This is a genomic window from Pantoea sp. S18 (assembly GCF_045689705.1).
Lineage (GTDB): Bacteria > Pseudomonadota > Gammaproteobacteria > Enterobacterales > Enterobacteriaceae > Pantoea > Pantoea symbiotica.
Map to the genome: position 1 here is coordinate 2,404,552 of NZ_CP142688.1, position 20,641 is coordinate 2,425,192.

Annotated in this window: 14 protein-coding genes; 8 read left to right on the top strand and 6 right to left on the bottom strand. The window is 58.6% G+C overall.

Going from position 1 to position 20,641, the window contains the following annotated elements:
• Nucleotides 1-7: 7 nt before the first annotated feature.
• The 6 genes from VIJ98_RS11155 to VIJ98_RS11180 all read right to left on the bottom strand — a co-directional run bounded on the left by VIJ98_RS11155 (nt 8) and on the right by VIJ98_RS11180 (nt 11,167).
• Nucleotides 8-2,611 carry a nitrate reductase gene (locus tag VIJ98_RS11155; protein WP_323273956.1) on the bottom strand — a complete coding sequence of 868 codons (2,604 nt, stop codon included), beginning with the start codon at nt 2,609-2,611 and terminating at the stop codon, nt 8-10.
• Nucleotides 2,608-6,675 (bottom strand): nitrite reductase large subunit NirB, encoded by a 4,068-nt coding sequence (gene nirB / locus VIJ98_RS11160; RefSeq protein WP_323273958.1) that lies wholly within the window; start codon nt 6,673-6,675, stop codon nt 2,608-2,610. The genes VIJ98_RS11155 and nirB overlap by 4 nt, the downstream gene beginning before the upstream one ends.
• 10 nt (nt 6,676-6,685) lie before the next feature.
• Nucleotides 6,686-7,474, bottom strand: a complete 789-nt coding sequence (locus tag VIJ98_RS11165; RefSeq protein ID WP_008107708.1) for an ABC transporter ATP-binding protein — start codon at nt 7,472-7,474, stop codon at nt 6,686-6,688.
• A 70-nt stretch (nt 7,475-7,544) separates the two neighbouring features.
• A complete protein-coding gene (gene ntrB, locus VIJ98_RS11170; protein WP_323273960.1) occupies nt 7,545-8,417 on the bottom strand; it encodes a nitrate ABC transporter permease in 873 nt (290 codons plus the stop codon).
• An 11-nt stretch (nt 8,418-8,428) separates the two neighbouring features.
• Nucleotides 8,429-9,682 (bottom strand): CmpA/NrtA family ABC transporter substrate-binding protein, encoded by a 1,254-nt coding sequence (locus VIJ98_RS11175; RefSeq protein WP_323273962.1) that lies wholly within the window; start codon nt 9,680-9,682, stop codon nt 8,429-8,431.
• Nucleotides 9,683-9,946: 264 nt separating this feature from the next.
• On the bottom strand, nt 9,947-11,167 hold the full coding sequence (locus tag VIJ98_RS11180; RefSeq protein ID WP_323273964.1) for a nitrate- and nitrite sensing domain-containing protein: 1,221 nt from the start codon (nt 11,165-11,167) through the stop codon (nt 9,947-9,949).
• 484 nt (nt 11,168-11,651) lie between these two features.
• On the opposite strand from VIJ98_RS11180, the gene VIJ98_RS11185 reads away from it, so the two are divergent.
• The 8 genes from VIJ98_RS11185 to VIJ98_RS11220 all read left to right on the top strand — a co-directional run bounded on the left by VIJ98_RS11185 (nt 11,652) and on the right by VIJ98_RS11220 (nt 20,636).
• A complete protein-coding gene (locus tag VIJ98_RS11185; protein ID WP_154156458.1) occupies nt 11,652-12,146 on the top strand; it encodes an SH3 domain-containing protein in 495 nt (164 codons plus the stop codon).
• Between the two features lie 84 nt (nt 12,147-12,230).
• Nucleotides 12,231-13,445, top strand: a complete 1,215-nt coding sequence (gene icmH, locus VIJ98_RS11190; RefSeq protein WP_036649251.1) for a type IVB secretion system protein IcmH/DotU — start codon at nt 12,231-12,233, stop codon at nt 13,443-13,445.
• Nucleotides 13,445-15,559, top strand: coding sequence for a type VI secretion system membrane subunit TssM (gene tssM, locus VIJ98_RS11195; RefSeq protein WP_154193899.1), 2,115 nt, complete (start codon nt 13,445-13,447; stop codon nt 15,557-15,559). The genes icmH and tssM overlap by 1 nt, the downstream gene beginning before the upstream one ends.
• A gap of 13 nt (nt 15,560-15,572) precedes the next feature.
• A complete protein-coding gene (gene tagF, locus VIJ98_RS11200; RefSeq protein WP_323273966.1) occupies nt 15,573-16,271 on the top strand; it encodes a type VI secretion system-associated protein TagF in 699 nt (232 codons plus the stop codon).
• A 33-nt stretch (nt 16,272-16,304) separates the two neighbouring features.
• A complete protein-coding gene (tagH, locus tag VIJ98_RS11205; RefSeq protein WP_323273967.1) occupies nt 16,305-17,417 on the top strand; it encodes a type VI secretion system-associated FHA domain protein TagH in 1,113 nt (370 codons plus the stop codon).
• Nucleotides 17,414-18,190, top strand: a complete 777-nt coding sequence (locus tag VIJ98_RS11210; protein ID WP_323273969.1) for a PP2C family serine/threonine-protein phosphatase — start codon at nt 17,414-17,416, stop codon at nt 18,188-18,190. Before tagH ends, VIJ98_RS11210 begins: the two co-directional genes overlap by 4 nt.
• 13 nt (nt 18,191-18,203) lie before the next feature.
• Nucleotides 18,204-19,154, top strand: coding sequence for a hypothetical protein (locus VIJ98_RS11215; RefSeq protein WP_323273971.1), 951 nt, complete (start codon nt 18,204-18,206; stop codon nt 19,152-19,154).
• 66 nt (nt 19,155-19,220) lie between these two features.
• Nucleotides 19,221-20,636 carry a serine/threonine-protein kinase gene (locus VIJ98_RS11220; RefSeq protein WP_323273973.1) on the top strand — a complete coding sequence of 472 codons (1,416 nt, stop codon included), beginning with the start codon at nt 19,221-19,223 and terminating at the stop codon, nt 20,634-20,636.
• Nucleotides 20,637-20,641 lie beyond the last annotated feature (5 nt).

The following is a 20,641-nucleotide window of genomic DNA, read 5'->3' on the forward strand; positions in this document are numbered from 1 at the left end:
TTTTCCGTTACTGCGCCACGCGCAGAGATGAGAGCAGTTGTTTGAGCTCCGGAATACAGGAGCCACAGTTGGTGCCGCATTTCAACACCGCGCCGAGCGCCGCCGGGGAATCACAGCCCCCGGCAATGGCCCGGCGAATCGCCACTTCTCCGACGCCAAAGCAGCTGCAAAGGGTTCGTCCGTGGCTGCCGCCCTGCGTCGGTCGTCCGCCTAACAGCGCATGTCGCTGCTGCGGCGAATCGGGCGGCTGGCTAAAGGCCTGCGCGATAAAGGGGTGATCGATGTCCGGCAGCCAGGGCGCGGCATAAAAGGCGCATGCCAACTTGCCCTCGCGCCAGCCAAGCCAGTGCAATTGCTGTCCTGCCTGCGCCTGCTGCCATTGCAATGCGGACATGCCCGGCAGTTGCATCAGCCATTCGCCAGCGTGAGCATTGCCCGCCAGCACATAGCGCTGCACGCCGGGCTGTGGCGCTCGCGACCAGTAGAATAACGCAGGCGGCGTGATGATGTTCGGCAGCCACAGCCAGCCTTGCCACGTCGGACGCAGGGGTTGCAAGCGCACCGCCGTCTGTTTTAACGCTGGCTGAGCGGAATCGGGACAACAAGTGGCCGCCACTAAGCCATCGACGTTGGCCTGCCCGCTGAACTGCCTTGTCCAGTGCATCGGCACAAAGATTTGCCCACGCTGCAGGCCGCTGTCGAGGGTGACGCGTCCGCTGCACCAGCCCAGCGCCGACTGCACGCGCGTCACATCGCCGTGACTCAAGCCGTGGGCCGCCGCATCCAGCGGATTTAGCGCGACAAAGGGTTCATCGTAATGCTGCATCAGGCGCGGCACGTTGCCGGTGCGCGTCATGGTGTGCCACTGATCGCGGATGCGGCCAGTGTTCATCAGCAGCGGATAATCTGTGGTCGTGAGGGTTTTAATCGGCATCGCGGGCGGCAGCAGACGCGCTTTGCCATCGGCATGGTAAAAGCGGCGATCGGCAAACAGCCGCGCGGTGCCGTTGGGTGCTGCGGCAGTGATCGGCCACTGCACCGGCGCTAACTGGTCATATTGCTCACGCGTGATGGTTGCCAGCGCGCTGATATCAAAGGCGCGAGTGCCGTGATTCTCAAAACCAGACAGCGCGGCATGCTCGGCGAAAATCTCGCATGGATGCTGCCAGGCAAAGGCCGCGCCAAAACCGAGCCGCTGCGCCACCTGCGCCAGCAGCCACCAATCCGCTTTGGCCTCACCGGCTGATGCGGTAAAACTGCGCTGGCGTGAGATACGCCGCTCCGAGTTGGTCACGGTGCCGTTTTTCTCGCCCCACGCCTGCGCCGGAAGTAGCACGTCAGCTAACTGTGCCGTGTCGCTGTGGGCGCTGACTTCCGACACCACCACCAGCTCGCATTTCGCCAGCGCCTGCGCCACGCGGTTACCTTCCGGCATCGAAACGGCGGGATTGGTACCCATGATCCACACCGCTTTGACGTCACCGCGTTCGATGGCGTTGAACAAATTCACCGCCGTCAGTCCTGGCTGCTGCGCAACACGACCGCTCCCCCAAAAGCGCGCCACTTGATCAATCTCTGCTGCGCTAAAGCCCATGTGCGCCGCCAGTTGATTGGCTAAGCCGCCCACCTCACGGCCCCCCATGGCGTTGGGCTGTCCGGTCAGCGAAAACGGTCCGCAGCCCGCACGGCCGATTTTGCCGCTGAGCAGATGCGCATTGAGGATGGCGTTGTTGTTATCGCTACCGGTTTGTGATTGATTGATGCCCATGCACCACAACGTCAGCACGCGCGGCTGCGCGGCGAACAGCTGCCAGAACGCCACAATCTCATGCTCACTCAGCTGGCAGGCAGCGGCGACCGCCGCCACATCCCACGCCTCACAGGCGGCTAAGGTGGCCTCAACATTTGTCAGATGCGGCAACATGCTGGTATCGATACCCGCATGGTGTGCCAGCCAGTTCAGCAGCCCGGCAAACAGCGCGCTATCGGATCCCGGTTGCAGCGCCAGATGCAGGTCGGCAAGGTCACAGCTGGCAGTACGACGCGGATCGATTACCACCAGCTGCATCTCTGGGCGTTCGGCTTTGGCTTGCACCAGCCGCTGCCACGCCACCGGATGCGCCCATGCTGCATTGGAGCCGACCAACACCACGACATCGGCCTGTTCAAGATCGTCATAGCAGCACGGCACCGCATCGGCACCGAAAGCGCGTTTGTAACCCACCACCGCCGAAGCCATACACAGCCGTGAATTGGTATCGATGTTGGCAGAGCCAATAAAGCCCTTCATCAGCTTATTGGCGGTGTAATAATCCTCCGTCAGCAGTTGACCGGAGCCGTAAAAGGCCACCGCCTGCGGCCCATGCTGATCGATGATGCGCCGGAAACCTGCCGCCACGTGGTCCAGTGCGGCTTCGATACTGACGCGCTGACCATCAATCTGCGGCCAGAGCAAACGACCTTCATGCGTCAGAGTCTCGCCCAGCGCCGAACCCTTAACGCACAGCCGACCGAAATTAGCCGGATGCTGCCGGTCGCCACTCACCGGCGCATCCAGGGCTTTCACCTCCACGCCACATCCAACGCCGCAGTACGGACAGGTGGTTTTCATGAGGCCGCCGCCAGCGCAATAATCGGCTGCTGCCCGAGCCACACTTTGCCGCCTTCCACGCGCACCGGCCAGCAGCGCAGTTGATGCTCGGCATTATCGAGACTTTGTCCGTCGCGCAGCCGCACGCGCTGCTTGTAAAGCGGTGATATCACCACCGGCTCGCCCGCGACGTCGCCGAGAATGCCGCGCGACAGCACGCTGGCTTGCGTGCCGGGCTCAATATCTTCCAGCGCATAAATCGCCTCGCCCAAGCGGAACAAGGCCACACGCTGGCCGCCCAGCCGCGCACCCATGCCCGCAGACGGCGGGATGGCGTCGACATGGCAAATGGCACTCCAGGGTTCTGCCGGCAAAGTGGTGACCGGAATGCTGTCCGCCGTCGCGGGCTGACGCTGACCGCGTACCTGCACATAGTTGAGCGTCTCGTCAGGCTGCTCGCTGTTGACGGTGGCGGTAAACAAGGCGCGACGCGAAGGATCCTGCAGCGTGCTGTGCCATTCGCACTGATAGCGATCCACCACGCGCTGCATCTCCTGCTCCAGTTGCGTGGCCATGCCGAGTGAATCCTCGATTACCACCTGGCGCAGGTAGTCGAGTCCGCCTTCCATGTTATCCATCCACACGCTGGTGCGTTGCAGGCGATCGGCGGTGCGCACATAGAACATCAAGATGCGGTCAACGTAGCGCAGCAGGGTTTCATCATCGAGATCGCTGGCGAACAGATCAGCATGGCGCGGTTTCATCCCGCCGTTGCCGCAGACATACAGGTTCCAGCCTTTTTCCGTGGCGATTACGCCAATGTCCTTGCTCTGCGCTTCGGCGCATTCACGCGTGCAGCCAGAAACCGCCATTTTGATTTTGTGCGGGGCGCGCAGCCCTTTATAGCGATTCTCTAATGCGATGGCGAAGGCGGTGGAATCCTGCACGCCGTAGCGGCACCAGGTTGAACCAACGCAGGATTTGACCGTGCGCAGCGATTTGCCGTAGGCGTGACCGGTTTCGAAACCCGCCGCGATTAAGTGTTCCCAGATATCCGGTAACTGATCGAGCCGCGCACCGAACAGATCGATGCGCTGACCGCCGGTGATTTTGGTGTAGAGATCGTAACGGGCGGCTACTTCACCAATCGCAATTAACCCTTGAGGCGTAATTTCACCGGCTGGCACACGCGGTACCACCGAATAGGTGCCATCTTTCTGGATGTTGGCGAAGTAGCGATCGTTGGTATCCTGCAGCGGCAGATGTTCGGGCTTCAGTAAGTAGTCATTCCAGCATGATGCCAGCAATGATCCCACCAGCGGTTTGCACACTTCACAGCCCTGTCCACGCCCGTTGAGCTGCAATAGCTGCTCAAAGGTGGTGATGTTGCCGACGCGTATCAGGTGATACAGCTCCTGACGCGAGTAGGCAAAGTGTTCGCAGATATCCTTTTTCACTTCCACGCCCTGACTGGCGAGCTGGAACTCCATCACCTGTTTGACTAATGCGCTGCACCCACCGCAGCCGGTCGCCGCTTTGGTGCAGCTTTTGATCGCCGCCATGTCACCGCAGCCGCCCTGCACCGCGCCGCAAATGTCCGCCTTGCTGACGTTATGGCACGAGCAGATTTGCGCGCTGTCTGGCAACGCTGCGACACCCAGCGCTTTAGCCGGCGCTCCCGCTAACTGCGGCAAAATCAGGCTCTCTGGCTCTTCCGGTAGCGGTAACTGATTTAGCATCATCTGCAGCAGGCTGGCGTAATCTGCGCTGTCGCCCACCAGCACGCCGCCAAGCAGCGTTTTGCGATCTTTGCACACCACCAGTTTTTTGTAGATGCCCTTTGGATTATCGATCCACTGATAACTTTGGCTGTCAGCGGTGCGCCCGTGCGCATCGCCAAATGACGCCACTTCCACGCCGAGCAGCTTCAGTTTGGTGCTCATGTCGGCACCGCTGAATGCCAGCTCTTCATGTGCCAGCTGCGCCGCCAGTACGCGCGCCATTTGATATCCCGGCGCAACCAAACCGAAAATTTGCCCTTGCCACAGCGCGCATTCGCCAATCGCATAGACATCTGCGGCGCTGGTGGCGCAAGCGTCGTTGATCAGAATGCCGCCGCGTTCGCCCAGTTGCAGACCGGCGGCGCGCGCCAGTGCATCACGCGGACGGATGCCGGCTGAAAATACCAGCAGATCCGTTGCCAGCAGGCTGCCATCGGCAAAACGCAGTTGCAGGCTGCCATCCGGCAGGCTTTCAATCGCTTCAGTTTGCTTGCTGGTATGAACTTGTACGCCCAACGCGCTGATTTTGCCGCGCAGCATCTGCGCGCCGCCGTCATCCAGCTGTACCGCCATCAGACGCGGCGCGAACTCCACCACATGGGTTTCCAGACCGAGCTGTTTCAATGCGTTGGCGGCTTCCAGTCCGAGCAGCCCGCCACCGATCACCACCCCGCGCGTTGCATCACGGGCACAGTCAGCAATCGCATCCAGATCGCCCAGTGTGCGGTATACAAAACAACGCGCGTGATCGTGGCCGGGAACTGGCGGTACAAACGGCACCGAGCCGGTCGCCAGCACCAGTTTATCCCAGCTCAATTCCGCGCCGCTGGCATCACGCAGGCTGCGTTTTGCACTGTCAATTGCCACCACTTCACAACCGCTGCGCAGTTCGATGCCGTGTTGCTGAAAGAAGTTATCGCTGACCAGTGACAAATCGTCCGCGCTTTTGCCGTTGAAGTATTCGGTAAGATGCACGCGATCGTAGGCCATCTGCGGCTCGTCGCCGTACACCACGATGTGATAGTGCTGATGCAGTTCACGACTCACCAGCTGTTCGAGAAAATGGTGGCTGACCATGCCGTGTCCAACCACGGCGAGAAGAGGTTTGCTCATCATCTGGCTTCCTGCAGCGCTCGGCTGCGTTGTGTTGTCGTCAAGACCGAACAGCGCATTGATTCCCACCTGCGCGGCCTGTTGAAGTTGTGGTAGCAGCGTGCCTGCCGCCTGGCTGTCACCAAACAGCAGCACGCCGCGCAGTGCGCCATTGCGCAAAAACAGTCGGCGATAGTGCTGGTGCAGCGGGTCAAAGCTGCTGATGGCGTCGCCTTCGCTGATATCACCCGCACTGAACATCTCAATGCCGCTGACTTTCAGCCGCGTACCGTTTTCCTGATAGTGAAAGTCGGCCACGGGTTCACCCGCCAGTTGTGCTGCCAGCACGGCGGCCTGAGCCAGACAAGGCGCAATCAAGCCAAACGTTTCTCCGCTGATTTCGCAGCACTCGCCGAGCGCATACACATGCGGTAGCGCGGTTTGCAGTTGGCGGTTTACCAGAATGCCGCGCTGACAAGGCACGCCCGCCGCCTGCGCCAACGCGATCTCCGGCAGCACGCCGATGGCGATCACCACCTGTTCCGCCGCGATAACCGCACCATCGCTGAGCGTGACGCTTTTCGCGTCAATGGCCTGCAAAGAGACGCCGAGCCGACAGCGAATACCGCGCTGTGTCAGATGCTGCTGCAACAGCGCCCCCGCTTTAGCATCCAGTTGGCGATCAAGCAGCCACGGGCGATGATGCAGTAGCGTGACGTCACGTCCACGCTGACGCAGCGCCGCTGCGGCTTCCACACCAATAAATCCTCCACCCAGCACCACCACCGGACCTTGCTGCGCGAGCATGGTCTCCACGTCTCGCACCGTGCGAAAACCCTGCACCTGTGGGCGATGGATGCCGGGCAGTTCCGGCATGCGCGGCCTCGAACCGCAAGCGAACACCAGCTTGTCCCAGTGCAGTCTGCGCTGGTCGGTTTGTACTGTGCGCGCAGGGATATTCACCTGCAGCGCTTCTTCACCCATTAGTAGTTGCACCTGATGTGCCGCATACCATTCGGGCGCGTGGAGCACCGTGTCAGCAAAGGCTTTTTCGCCCGCCAGCACCGGCGACAGCAGCACCCGGTTGTAATTGCCGTGCGGCTCACGGCCAATCACCGTGATGGCGTAGCGACCCGGCGCACGTTGCAGCAAGGTTTCCACCATGCGCATCGCCGCCATGCCGTTACCGATCACTACCAGTCGCTGCACCATGGTTGTCCCCTTACGCCACAGCCGTTTGCTTTTCATACAGGAAATGCAGAATCCGTTGGCGCAGCTGGTGATATCGCGGCTCGTCGGCCAGCGCTACCCGTGAACGTGGACGTGGCAGGTCGATATTGAGAATGTCACCGACCTGCGCGGCGGGGCCGTTGGTCATCATCAGCACGCGATCTGACAGCAACACCGCCTCATCGACATCGTGCGTAATCAGCACAATGGTGGTGTTGAGCTCCTGCTGGATGCGCATCACGCTGTCTTGCAGATGAGCGCGCGTCAGCGCATCCAGCGCGCCGAACGGTTCATCCAGCAGCAGCACTCGCGGTTGCATGGCCAGTGCACGCGCAATACCGACACGCTGCTTCATGCCGCCGGAGATCTCCGACGGACGCTTATGCAACGCGTGACTCATCTGCACGCGATTGAGGTTGTGTTCGATCCACTCGCTCATCTCGCTTTTGCTCATCTTTCCTTTGAACACTTGCTGCACCGCCAGCTCCACGTTTTGGTAGGCGGTCAGCCACGGCAGCAACGAATGGTTCTGGAATACCACCGCACGCTCTGGACCGGGACCGCTGATTTCGCGGTTGTCACACAGCAACACGCCGCTACTCGGCTGCGTTAGCCCGGCGATCAAATTGAGTAACGTGGACTTTCCGCAGCCGGAGTGACCAATCAGGCTGAGCGTTTCACCTTCATGGATATCAAAACTGACGTTATCGAGGGCGAGGAACTCGCCGCCTGCGGTATTAAAGCGCTGGCTGATCTGCTGTACGCGAATAATTGGATTCATTTTTCAATTCCCGATGATTCTGAGTTTTAGGTCACCATAAATGGCGACCCTACAAAGGCGTCGGATGCCCTTATTTTTCCCAGCTAAAGCGGCGTGCCAGTAGCATCAGCGCCTGTTCGAGCAGTAACCCGACCACGCCGATCACCACGATGGCGATCAGGATGTTTTCCACATTGAGGTTGTTCCACTCGTTCCAGATCCAGAAACCGATACCGAGCCCACCGGTGAGCATTTCTGCGGCGACAATCACCAGCCACGCGATGCCCATCGACAAACGCATGCCGGTTAACACTGCGGGCAGCACCGCCGGGAACAGAATGCGGCGCATCACTGTCCACTCATTGAGCCGCAGCACGCGCGCCACATTGAGGTAATCCTGCGGAATACGCTGTACGCCTTCGGCGGTGTTGATCACCATCGGCCAGATGGAGCAGATGAAAATGGTCCAGCTTGATGCCGGCTCAGCGCGCTGGAACAGCAGCAGGCCAATTGGTAACCAGGCAAGTGGACTGACCGGGCGCAGCAACGCGATGATCGGGTTGAGCATGTGCGCGATAAAGCTAAAACGGCCAATCAGGAATCCGGCGGGAATGCCCACCAGCGCCGCCAGACCAAAGCCGATTGCCACCCGTTGCAGCGAGGCGACCACGTTCCAGCCGATGCCCTGATCGTTGGGGCCGTTGTTGTAAAACGGATCGGCAAACAGCGTGACGGCGGCTTGCCAGGTGGCGTACGGCGTGGGGAAGCCTTTGCTAGACATTGAGGCCAGTTGCCAGACAAACAGCAGCAAAATCAGGCCGCAACTGGCGGGGATTAGCCGCTGCAACAGAGGACGGAGCCAGCGTTGACCTCGACGCGGTGCGGGCGTCACCTTGAGCGCAATCACCTGCGCGGGTTGCGCGGCGATCGGCGCGGCGTTGAGCGTGCGTGCTTCAGATTTCATCATGACCTCACTTAACTGCGTTTAAGGGCAAAACTGTCGGCATAAGCGGCGGGATTACTGCCGTCCCACACTTTGCCGTCGAACAGTGTGCTGCTGCGCATCTCGCCGGCTGGGACGCTAATGCCGCCCACCGCGCTGGCGGCCTGTTTGTAGATATCGATACGGTTGATCTGACGCGCCACTGCTGCGTAATCAGGCGCGGTTTGCACCATGCCCCAGCGTTTCATCTGCGTCAGGAACCACATGCCGTCGGAAATCCAGGGGAAGCTCACTTCACCGTCGCGGAAGAAGCGCATACCGTGCGCGTCCTGCCAGCGCTGACCGAGCCCGTTTTCGTACTGACCGAGCATGCGCCCTTCCAGCGTTTCCACTTTGGTATTGATCCACGCGCGCCCGGCCAGCACCTGCGCGGTCTCTTTGCGGTTAGCGTCGGAGGCATCGATCCAGCGCGCGGCTTCCAGCACTGCGGCGGTCAGCGCACGGGCGGTATTGGGGTTCTCTTGCACCCAGGCGGCACGCGTGGCGAGAATTTTTTCCGGATGATCCGGCCAGATTTGCTGCGTGGTCGCGGCGGTAAAACCGATGTTGTCGCTGATGGCGCGCTGATTCCACGGCTCGCCCACGCAGAAGCCACTCATGTTGCCCATCTTCATGTTCATCACCATTTGCGGTGGCGGGACCACCACGGTACGCACATCCTCAAACGGGTCGATTCCAGCGTTGGCCAGCCAGTAATAGAGCCACATGGCGTGCGTACTGGTTGGGAAGGTATGCGCGAAGGTAAAGCTGCCTTTGGCTTGACTGGCGATTAACTTTTGCAGGCTGGCGGCATCGGTGACTTTCTGATCTTTAAGCTGATTCGCCAGAGTGATGGCCTGCCCGTTGTTGTTGAGCGTCATCAGGTTAGCCATCTCATGTTGAGGTCCGGCAATGCCCAACTGCAGACCATAAATCATGCCGTACAACGCGTGCGCTGCATCCAGCTCGCCTGCGGTGAGTTTGTCGCGTACCGCCGCCCAGCTGGCTTCTTTACTCGGTTGCAGCGTCAGGCCGTATTTTTTATCGAAGCCTTTTACTGAGGCCATCACCACCGGCGCGCAGTCGGTGAGCGGAATAAAGCCGACGCGAATGTTGCTCTTTTCGGGCGCGTCGGAACCGGCAGCCCACACCGCATTGCGTAATCCCGGCAGTAAATAGCTGCCACCGACCACCGCGCTACCCAGGAGAAATTGACGTCGTGACAATGTGAACCGCGTTTTGCTCATCATGCGCATCCTGAAAAAAAAGAATAAAAAAAGGCGTCCTCCCGCATGTCGAAAAACATGGGGCCGGACGCCTTTATCCAAAGCACTCGCTTCACCGCCGTTGGCGAAACAAATGCGCAATGTCTGTAAGGTATTGCAAAGCCTGTGCCAAAAATATCAGGCCGATTTATCAAGGCTGGCGCTACAAATGCGCTGAGGGTGCGTCATTTTTGCACTGCGCTGACGCACCCTACGCACAGGGTTTGTGCAGCTACCTCCTTCGGGTTATGCCTTGAGCGTGGCGGCAACCGCCAGCACTGCCTGGGCAATTTCCAGCACCCGTTTGTTCTGGTTCATGGCGCTTTTACGCAGCGCCTGCCACGCATCCTGCTCGCTGAAACCGTGCTGTTGCATCAACCAGCTTTTCGCCTGATCGATAATTTTGCGTTCATCCAGTGAAGCGCGCATCGAGGCGAGTTCATCAGCCTGCGTCTGCAGACGCTGCGACTGCTCACGGATCAACGCCAGCACCGAACGCCCGAGTTGGGGCGCGAGGCCATTGCTGTCCAGCGTGGTTTCAGCGCCTGACAGCCAGCTGGCACCCGCGACATAGAGCGAGAAACTGGCCTCTTCTCCGATGGCAATCGGCGAATGTTCATTGTGCTGGGCAGCCGCAATCGCGCGCTGACAGCGGCTCATCAGCGTGGCGCACAGCGTATCTTCAATCTGTTTCATCTGATCGAGACGCGAGCTGAGCAAACTAAACCACTGCAACACGCCATTTTCACCGCACTGCGCGCCGGTGCAGGCGATGCGTCTTAGCCGCTCAATCTGGCTGCCGGCATCGGCTATCGCCTGCCAGCGTTGCAAATTTTCCGCATCAGAAAACTGGCTGAAGGTTGCAAAGCTTTGCTCCTGCGCAGCGATCAACACCTGAATGCGCTGCCGTTGCGTCTCGGTAAATTCACCGGCAGCGAATCCCGCCGAACCGGTGGCGCGCTCCTGTCCGGCCAGCTCTTTGCCTTGCATAAAGCTAAATAGCGCGATTAACGCACGCGAGATGTCCGGCTCACTGGCGGTATCCGCCGCTTCAAAGACCAGATTGAGTAAGGTGCAGATGATGTGATTAAACGCATCCATCGCCTGCGCCTGCGTCACGGTGCGGCTGTGTACTTGCTGACGCAGCGCCGGTAGTCCGTCCAGCGCCTGAAGCGCAGTAGCGATCAACATGCAAAATCGGCTATAGCCGGGCTGCGCCTCTGCTTCTGGCAGCACCGCCATCGCACTCTGCTCACGCAATTCAACCTCGGCGGCGCGCTGTGCCAACTCTTCGCCAAACAATCGACCAGCCGAGCACAGCCAGATATTGCTGGCTCCACGTTCACGCTGCAGCACATGGATCAATTCACTGATGGCGGTAATCTGTTCGCCGGTTCGCAACAGACGTTGCAAACTGGCTATCTCGCTGGCGCGGCTGGCACGCAGATAGTTCAAAGCCCGATTCATTGCTTTCTCCAGCGGTTTAGCGGAGTAAACAGAGGATTAAGCAAAAGCCATGCCGTGCTGCTTTTAAAAGTGGCAAAAAAGTGCCCGGAAATTCCGAATTTAAGAAAATTGTTTCGCTGAGCAATCTTTTTTAATCTGAAAAAATAGATTAATCTTATTTACCATTTTCGATTGGCACTAGCAGCGACCAAATGCCGCTGCGCACCCTCGCATCGCTAACTGCAGCGAATAAATTAATGAAGCTTATCTATCACCGTGACTATGTGTTTTATATCATTGTCCTGCGCTGCTTTTTCGCCCGGTAGCATGGGATTTCTCATGGTGCAATGGTTTGAATTCTAAAAAGTCTTAGGTAGACTTAGTTCAGCACTATCTTTCTGTAATCTGTCTGTTTTTTTGATGGCTTTCTCGCTGCCTAATCTGCCTGCCTTAAAGGCTCGTGCCGCAGATTACTCTGCAGCTAATCTGATGAAATTTGAGGATCATGGTGAATAAGAGTCTCGTGCTTGTGTTGCTGGCGGTGTTAAGTCTGGCTGCGTGTAAAGCGCCACCGCCACCCGTTACTGATGACACGCTGGTAACCAGTGAAGTGAATGGCGTCCAACTGGTTCATCGTCATGCGGTGGCAGCACCTGGCGAATTCACGCCGGTCAATGAGAGTTATCGCGCGCTCTATGCGGCATCCGTGATGACCACGCCTGATTTTGGTGGCAAGGTAGTGCGCTATCTTGATAACGCCAAACCGTTTGAAGTGCTGGGACGTGTTGAACACAGCTGGCTGGCGGTGGCCGATGAGCCTAACGGCCAGTTAATTGGCTATATTCCGCCGAAAGCGGGCGTAGAGAGCAGCCGCTATGACGCGACCATTCGTAGCGATCGCCCGCGCCCTCGCCGCAACAGCAAACAGGTCTGTGTGGCCGTTGGGGGCGCCAGTAAGGCTTGTCGCACTAACGATACCGCGACCTGGATTTTAGACTGATAATGCAATCCGGCGCACAATGCCCGCAGCAGCTTTCGCTATGCGGGCTGTGATTTTCGCCCTTGCCTGGATAACCAAGATTTAATGACTCAGGATTCCCTTGCTCGCGATGGCATTGTCGCGGGCAATGATAACCTTTTGCTTAATGCCGCAGCACCTATCCTGAATGCCGTGGTACGTATACGGCAGGCCGCTACGCATGACGATCCTGCCGGATTGCGCCAGTTACTGATCGAAGAGATCCGCCAATTCGAACAACGCTGCAAACAAGCGGGCTTACCTTTTGAGATGATCATCGGCGCGCGCTACTGCCTGTGCAGCGTGCTGGACGAAGCGGCGGCGCAAACGCCGTGGGGCACGCGCGGCGTGTGGTCCGGTAACGGCATGCTGGTGACTTTTCATAATGAAAGCTGGGGCGGCGAGAAAGTGTTCCAGCTGTTATCGCGCGTTTCACAGAGCCCGCAGCAGCATTTGTGGTTGCTGGAACTGATCCACTATTGCCTGTTGCTCGGCTATGAAGGTCGCTATCGCGGCAGTGACAGCGGTCGCGCGCAGTGTGAAGCAATCCGCAAACGCCTGGCGCAATTGATAGCCGAGCATCGTCCGTCGAGCGCCAATCCGGCGGTGCCGCTGGTGGAAGTGCATCCTTTGGTCAGCACCCTGACGCGTCCAATGGTGCCGCTCTGGGCCTGCGTTACCTTAGCCACGCTGGTGGCGAGCCTGATCTACAGCGGGCTGAACTGGCGACTCGGCAACGCCGCCGAACCGCTGCTGCGCACCATCTATCAAACCCCGCTGCCACAAATCACGCCTGGACGTCGCCCTACTTCCCCTCAAGCGCTGCTCGATCTGCATCAACGTCTGAATGATGTGATTGCCGCCGGACAGCTGGAAGTGAGCGATGGCGCGTTCGGCAGCAAAGTGATCATCCCGGCTGACAAACTGTTCTCCAGCGATGGCACGGTGGTGAATCAGGTGGGCCGCGCGCTGCTGGCGCATGTGGCCAGCGCAATGAAAACCGTGAAAGGCACGGTTTTGGTGTCGGTGTATACCGATAATAGCCCGGTCGATGGCCGTTTCGCCTCCAGCTACGAATTCTCTTTTGCCCGCGCGCGCGCTATCACCCAGCTGCTAAATCCGCAGCTCGCCGAAGGTCACAGCGTGAAAGCGGAAGGTCGCGGCGACAGCAATCCGCTGCTGCCGAACGACAGCAATGAAAACCGCGCCCGCAATCGTCGGGTGGAAATCACCCTGTTTGTGACACCGGAAACCCTCGGCAATCATCAGGGAGGCCAATGATGCGCGCATCACTGCAACATCTGTTAACCCATCGCCTGCTGTGGAGCCTGATTGGCGTCACCGCACTGAGCTGCGTGCTATGGATGCTCGGACCGCTGTGGAGCTGGGGCGATACGCGCCCGCTCGAGCCGGTATTGCCGCGCCAGTTAGCGGTCGGTCTGCTTTATCTACTCTGGCTGCTGTTCCAGTTTATCCCGGCATTGTGGCGCGGCTGGTTTAACAGCAAACTGCTTAACCGTTTGCAGCAGATGAGTCAGGAAGAGTTATCCGATCGTCAGGCCACCGAAACTCTGCTGGCGCAGCGTTTCAGTGAAGCGGCGCTGCGTTTAAAGCGCACTCAGTTTGGTCGTCGTCATCAGCAGAGCTGGCTGGCACGTTTCCAAAGTCACTACCTTTATCAACTGCCGTGGTACGTGATGATTGGCGCGCCGGGTGCCGGAAAAACCACCGCGTTGCTTAATGCCGGACTGGAATTCCCGCTGACCGATAGCCTTGGCAAAGCGGCGATTCGCGGCGTGGGCGGCACGCGCCATTGCGACTGGTGGTTTACCGACAGCGCAGTACTGATCGATACCGCCGGGCGTTACGCCCTGCAGGAGAGCCAGCGTGCGCGCGACGGCGCGGAGTGGCAGAGTTTTATTAACCTGCTGAAGCGTTATCGTACCCGCCAGCCGATTAACGGCGTGATCATGACCATCAGCGTCTCCGATCTGCTGACCGATTCAGCCGAAGCGCGCCATGCGCAGGCCAGCGCGCTGCGTGAGCGCATGGCGGAGCTGCATCAGCACACCGGCATTCACTTCCCGGTTTACGTGATGGTGACCAAAACCGACCTGCTGAAAGGGTTTATGAGTTTCTACGGCAGCCAAAGCAAGCCGCAGCGTGATGCAATTTGGGGCTTTACCTTTCCGTGGGAACCGGGCAAACCGCACAAAGATGACTGGCATCGTAGCTTCAGCCAGCAATATCAGCACTTAGAGCAGCGTTTACAGCAGCAGTTGGCCGAGGTGATGGCAGGTGAACGCGATCTCACCCAGCGCGCCGACAGCTTCCTGTTCCCGCAAGAGTTCAGCTCGCTGCGTCCGCTGCTGAATGAGTATCTCGATGTGGTGTTCTCCAGCCATCAGGAACCGATCGCCTGGTCGGCGCGCGGTCTGTTCTTCACCAGCGGCACGCAGGAAGGTTTGCCGTTTGACCGCATCATGGGCGAGCTCAATCGTAAACTACAGCTGCCGCACACCGGCGAAAGCAGCCTCGCTGCCTGGGATAGCGTTAATCGCAGCAGCCCCATTCCCGGCAACAAAGGGCAGAGTTTCTTTATCCGCGATTTGCTGAGCGATTTGGTGTTCCGCGAAAGTGGCCTGGCGGGTAGCAATCGCCATTGGGAATACCGCAACCGCCTGTTCCATTGGATCGGTTATGGCGTGCTGACCGGCGCGCTGCTGCTGCTCTCTTGTTTGTGGCTCACCAGCTATATTCAGAATCAGCGTTATCTCGACCAGGTTGCAGAGCGCATTGGCCCGATCACCACGCAAAGTCAGCAGGTGATCCATCAGCCCGCCGATAATATTTTTGATCTGCTACCCTTCTTAAATAACCTGGTGAAACTGCCGCTCTCCGAGCGTTTTTCCCTCGACAATCCGCCGCTTACCATGCGCGTTGGGCTATATCGCGGCAATCAGGTAAGCGATGCGGCGTGGGCGCTTTATCAAAATGCGCTTAAGTCTTTACTGTTGCCGCGCGTGGCACAGCAGATAACGAATTTACTGCGTGACGATCCGGGCACCGATAACGAATACAGTCGCAATGCGCTGCGCGCTTATCAAATGCTGTATCAGCCGCGCAATTATGACGGCGAGTTCCTGCGTGGCTGGCTGATGCAAAACCTGCAGCGTACGCTACCGGATGATGTTAGCGCGCGTGATTTGCAGCAGCTCGACTGGCATCTGAGCCAGCTGCTGGATCAACAAATTCAGTCTTCGCCCTATGCGCGTGACAACGCGTTGATGATGCGCAAGCTTGCGGAGAATCTGAAAAATGCCGGTGACAGCAGCAACACGCTGGCGATTGCGCCGCACGTCGTTTCGCAGCGATTGACCAGACACAGTGAGTAATGGTGAGGTAATCATGCCGACACACACTGCGCCGGGCTGGTACGGCAAGTTACCGGCCACCGGCGATTTTTTGCGCCAGCGTCTGAGCGAAAATACCGTGACGCCGTGGAGCCACTGGTTTCAACAGGGATTGACGCACTGGCATCAGCAACCGGATGCCAGTCCGGCACAGTTTTTACGTGCGCCGGTGTGGAATTTTGTGTTGCCGCTTTCGCCGCTGCGTCAGCAGGTGCAGATGGGCTGCCTGCTGCCCTCATGCGATCGCGTGGGCCGCAGCTGGCCGCTGCTGGCGCTGCGTAGCTTCCCGCTGAGCCGCTGGCACAGCGCGCAGCTGGCAATGTCCGGCGACTGGTTTCAGGAATTGGGCGCGCTGCTGCTGCACTCGGTGCGCGATCGGCTCAATCCCGATGCGCTGGAACAGCAAATGCAGCGCCTGTCGCCGCTGCTGGTGCCGGATACGCAGCGCAGCGACATCATGGATGTGATTGGTTTTGATGATTTGCCCTGCACGCTGAGCTGGCGTGAAGTGGCTGACAGGTTCGATCCGCAGCAGCACATGAGCTACTGGTGGAGTAATCGCAGTGACGGTTTTAGCCATGCCACGCATAAACACAGTGGCCCGCTGACTGCGCAACTTTTTTCATTATTGTTTAACCCGGCGTCTGGTGCACAGCCGGGCCGCAACGGCCTCTATCCACCGATGTTTGAATAGGCCGTCGCGTTTGCCTTGTTAACGGGATGACTCATGCAATTTACCATTGTGCAGTGCAATACGGATGTGCCCGCCAAGACGGTAGCCTTCAAACCGCCCGGCGGCACCATCGGCCGCAGTCAGGATAACGATTTGGTGCTGCCTGACGAATCGCGCGCCATATCGCGCTTGCAGGCGCTGGTGCACCTTTCGCCGGAGGGCGAATGCCGCCTGACCAATCAGGGCAGCGTCACGTCGGTAGTATTGAACGGCGTCGCGTTGCAACGCGGCTCGCAAGTGGCGTTGCAGGATGGCGACACGCTGCAAATTGGTGAGTACGGGCTCGAAGTGCGCGATCCCAACAACCTCAAAGCCCGCCAGGACGATCCGCTGGCGTTCTTTGCCGACAGCAGCGACGACCCGCTCGGCATGATGCAGGAGCCCGACGTGATTCCCGAGCCGGTTGCGCGTCAGGAACGTCGCAACGATCCGCGTCTCGCCATCGATCCGCAAAGCGATGCGCCGACGCTGCCAGCCACCTTGCCGGGCGTCTCTCAGGACAAACTGATTGCCGCGTTGCTGGAAGGCATGGGGCTGAACAACGGCCACCAAACCACCATCACCGAAGAGCAGATGCGTGTCACTGGCCGCATGCTGAGCCTGTTTTCGCAAGGCACCGTCGCCCTGCTCTCCTCGCGCTCGATTCTCAAGCGCGGCGTGAAAGCCGACATGACGATGATCCTCAACGAGGCGAATAACCCGTTCAAAATTCTGCCGTCCGGTAAAACCGTGTTGATGCAGATGTATCAGAGCCAGATGCCGGGCTTTATGCCGCCGGAACCGGCGGTGCGTGATGCGCTGGTGGATTTGCAGGCGCATCAGCTTGGGATGATTGCCGGCATCCGCGCAATTATCGCCGCCATGCTGCAATCATTTAACCCGCAGCGCTTAGAAGAAGAAGCGCGCAAAGATGGCGTGCTGCCCAAAATGGCGTTTAGCACCGGACGAAAAGCGGCGCTGTGGGATTACTTCTCTCGCCACTACCAGCGTACCGCCGGTGAAATTGAAGATGATTTCCACACGCTGTTCGGCGAAGCCTTCCTGCATGCCTATGATATGGAAGTGAATCAATACAAGGATTCTCAGACGCGGACCGAAGACGCATGAAGATGATGTTTGCCAGCCGCTGCCAGCAAGGCATGCGCGACGAAAATCAGGATCGTACCGGCGCTGAACTAGACGATCATAAAGCCTGTTTTCTGGTGTGCGACGGCGTCGCCGGTTTGCCCGGCGGAGATATCGCTGCGCAGCTGGTGCGCGACACGCTGCTGACGCAGTTGCAGCAAAGCGCGACCTTCACGCCGGAAAGCACGCGCGCTGCCATCGAACATTGCCAGCAGGTGCTGATTGAGGCACAGGGAAACAATCCGAATTTTTCCCGGATGAGCACCACGCTCGCTGCGCTGTTTATTGACCGTGAAAAACAGCTCGCATGGTGGGCGCACGCTGGCGACAGCCGGGTTTATCACTTCCGTCACGGGGTGCTGAATCAGGTGACGCGTGATCACAGTTTGGCCCAGCAGTTACGCGAGGCGGGCTATGAAAATACCGGCATTAACAGTAATTTACTCTATAATGCGCTCGGTGTTGAGCCTGCCCGTCCGGCCACCTTTAGCGAGGTGATTACGCTGGCCGACGGCGACGCGTTTTTAGTTTGCAGCGATGGATTCTGGCTCAATCTCACCACCCACGAAATGGAACTGGCCCTGCGCATGGTGAATGCCTGCGAAGAGTGGCTGACTTTGATGGAACAAGCCGTTAACCGCAGTGTTAAAAGCGACAATCTCAGCGCTCTGGCCGTCTGGATTGGCGAACCGCAGGAAGCGACGCTGCTTTATTCCCAGGCTGATGCGGCACGTTTTCTGCCGTCACGTTATTGATCCAAGGATTCTTATGAAAGTGTGGTTGACGGGCTTCGCAACCCTGTTGCTGGCCGGAAATGCGCAGGCAGAAGATTATCGTGTGGTCTATTCACCGAGCCTGTCATTGGAAGTCTACATTGATGACGTGGCGAGCAAAGCACCTAACGACTGGTGCAAAGAGACGCTGCCGCTGCGCATTGTTTCGGGCAAAAGCACCGATTCCAGCGTCCTGACCAGCTTCCTGCCGCGCGTCGGTACGCTGCTGGCTAATCAGTGCGGCTTGCTGGATGAACTGCCGTGGCAGATGACTAATAAAGAGGGCAGCGTGCTGGCAAACGGTAGCGCGGCCAAATTACAGAACTGGCGTCCCATCGTCATCAACGATGCCACGGCCAGCGCAACCGCCAATAATGCCGCGCCGCTCGATCTCTCGCGCCCGGCGGATAGCACACCGCTGCAGCATTTTGCCTTGCCGGGCGGCTGTCATTTCCGCACCTGGTGGGATGACAAAGGCGATTCGCTGTTTATCCCGGATAACCCGAATCAGCACTGCTCCACCGAAGGCTGGCTGGAAGGCCCGAGCGAAATGACGCTGATGAGCAACGGTAAAACGCGCAATGTGGCGCTGAATTTCTATCAGGGCTACCCGATTGCAGATTTGAAACTAAGCGGTCCGCCGCTGGAAGTGGTCTCGGTGAATAACCAGCGCATGATCGTTACGCGTCCGGATGCCGATGATAGCTGGTTAGTGCTGCCGTTTGATGCACAACAGCATGTGTGGCGCTTCAGCGGCACACTTCTGGTGAAGATGGACAAAACCGCCGATCAGGACAGCGATGTGCTGAAAAAGCGGGTTGAGACATTACGCGGCGTGTGGTCGCCGCAATTTATGCCACAGCAAAAAGTGACTGTGTTACTGATTGACACCCTGCATGCGGATCTCGCCGATCCGGCGATTGGTGCCTGGCGTAACATTAATTAATTAGCGGTCGTTGCCCGCCGTCATCGTGATGACGGGGCGCTACAGGACGTGTTCAGAGAGTTCACTATGTCGGCAAACGAAAACCATACACCTAACGCCCTGCCTGCGGGCTACCGGTTTAATGAATTTGAAATCAAGGAAGTGATTGGCGGCGGCGGCTTCGGCATTGTTTATCGTGCCTGGGATCATCAGCTGGAACGCACTATCGCTATCAAAGAGTACATGCCCGTCTCGCTGGCGGTGCGTGCGGCGGATATGTCGCTGGAACTGCGCGGTGAGCGTTTCCACAAGCTGTTTACCGCCGGTCGCAATAGCTTTATTCAGGAGGCGCGCCTGCTGGCACGCTTTAATCATCCCGGCTTGCTGCACGTATTGCGCTTCTGGGAAGAGAACGGCACCGCGTACATGGGCACGCTTTATTACAGCGGCATGACGCTGAAAGAGTGGCAGATCACCAGTCCGGACAGCATTGATGAAAGCTGGATCCGCCGTCTGCTGCCGCCGCTGTTTGGCGCCATCGATACCATTCACGCTGCCGGTTATCTGCATCGCGACATCTCACTGGATAACATCCAGATTCAGGAAAATCAGCTGCCGGTGCTGCTCGATTTTGGCTCGGCGCGCAAAGAGATCGGTAACCTCTCTGATGAAACCGAGATCATGCTTAAACCCGGCTTTGCGCCAATTGAGCAATACAGTGAAGAAGGTGAAATCGAGCAAGGTCCGTGGACCGATATCTATGCGCTTGGCGCGGTGCTGCACAACCTGATCACCGGCCATGCGCCGCCGGTGAGCGTGGTGCGCTGCATTGAGGATAACTATCAGCCGTTGGTGGAGCGCAAGCCGGAAGGCTATTCGCTGCCGCTGCTGCACGCCATTGACTGCGCGTTAGCGATGAAGCCAGAAGATCGTCCGCAGAGCATTGATGCCTTTGCTAGCCTGATCGATCTGCCGGTAAGCGATGTCGAAGCGCTCTCCACCACCATTCCGGTGGTAGCCGAGCCGGTTGTACCGGCGGAGCCGATTGTGGCAACGCCGGAACCGCAGGTGTTGGCGGTCAATCATGCCGCAGCCGCCGTTGAACCTCTGACGCCACGCAACGTGCGTCGTTTGTCGCCCGGTTTAGTGGTGGCCGCTGCGATTGCGGTGTTGGCGGTTGTGGTGGTGGTGTGGAAAGCGAATCGTCACAGCGAAGTGCCGCCGGTGGCCGCGAGCACCACGCCAGCCGCGCCTGCTGCACCCGCCAATAATGTGGCGAGCAATGCGCCAACGGTAGCGACGGTTTATCTGCGTTTGCAGGCGGGTGAGAACGTGATGCTGAATGGCGAAGCCCGGGATGTGAAGCCCTCCAGCAGCGGGTTTGCTTCATTGAATCTGGCGGCGGGGAACTATCGCATTGAAGTGCGTAACGGCAACCAGGTGCACAGCCAATCGTTGACCATCGATAAGCCGGGAACCTGGCTGATTAATCCAGCGCAGTAATGCGC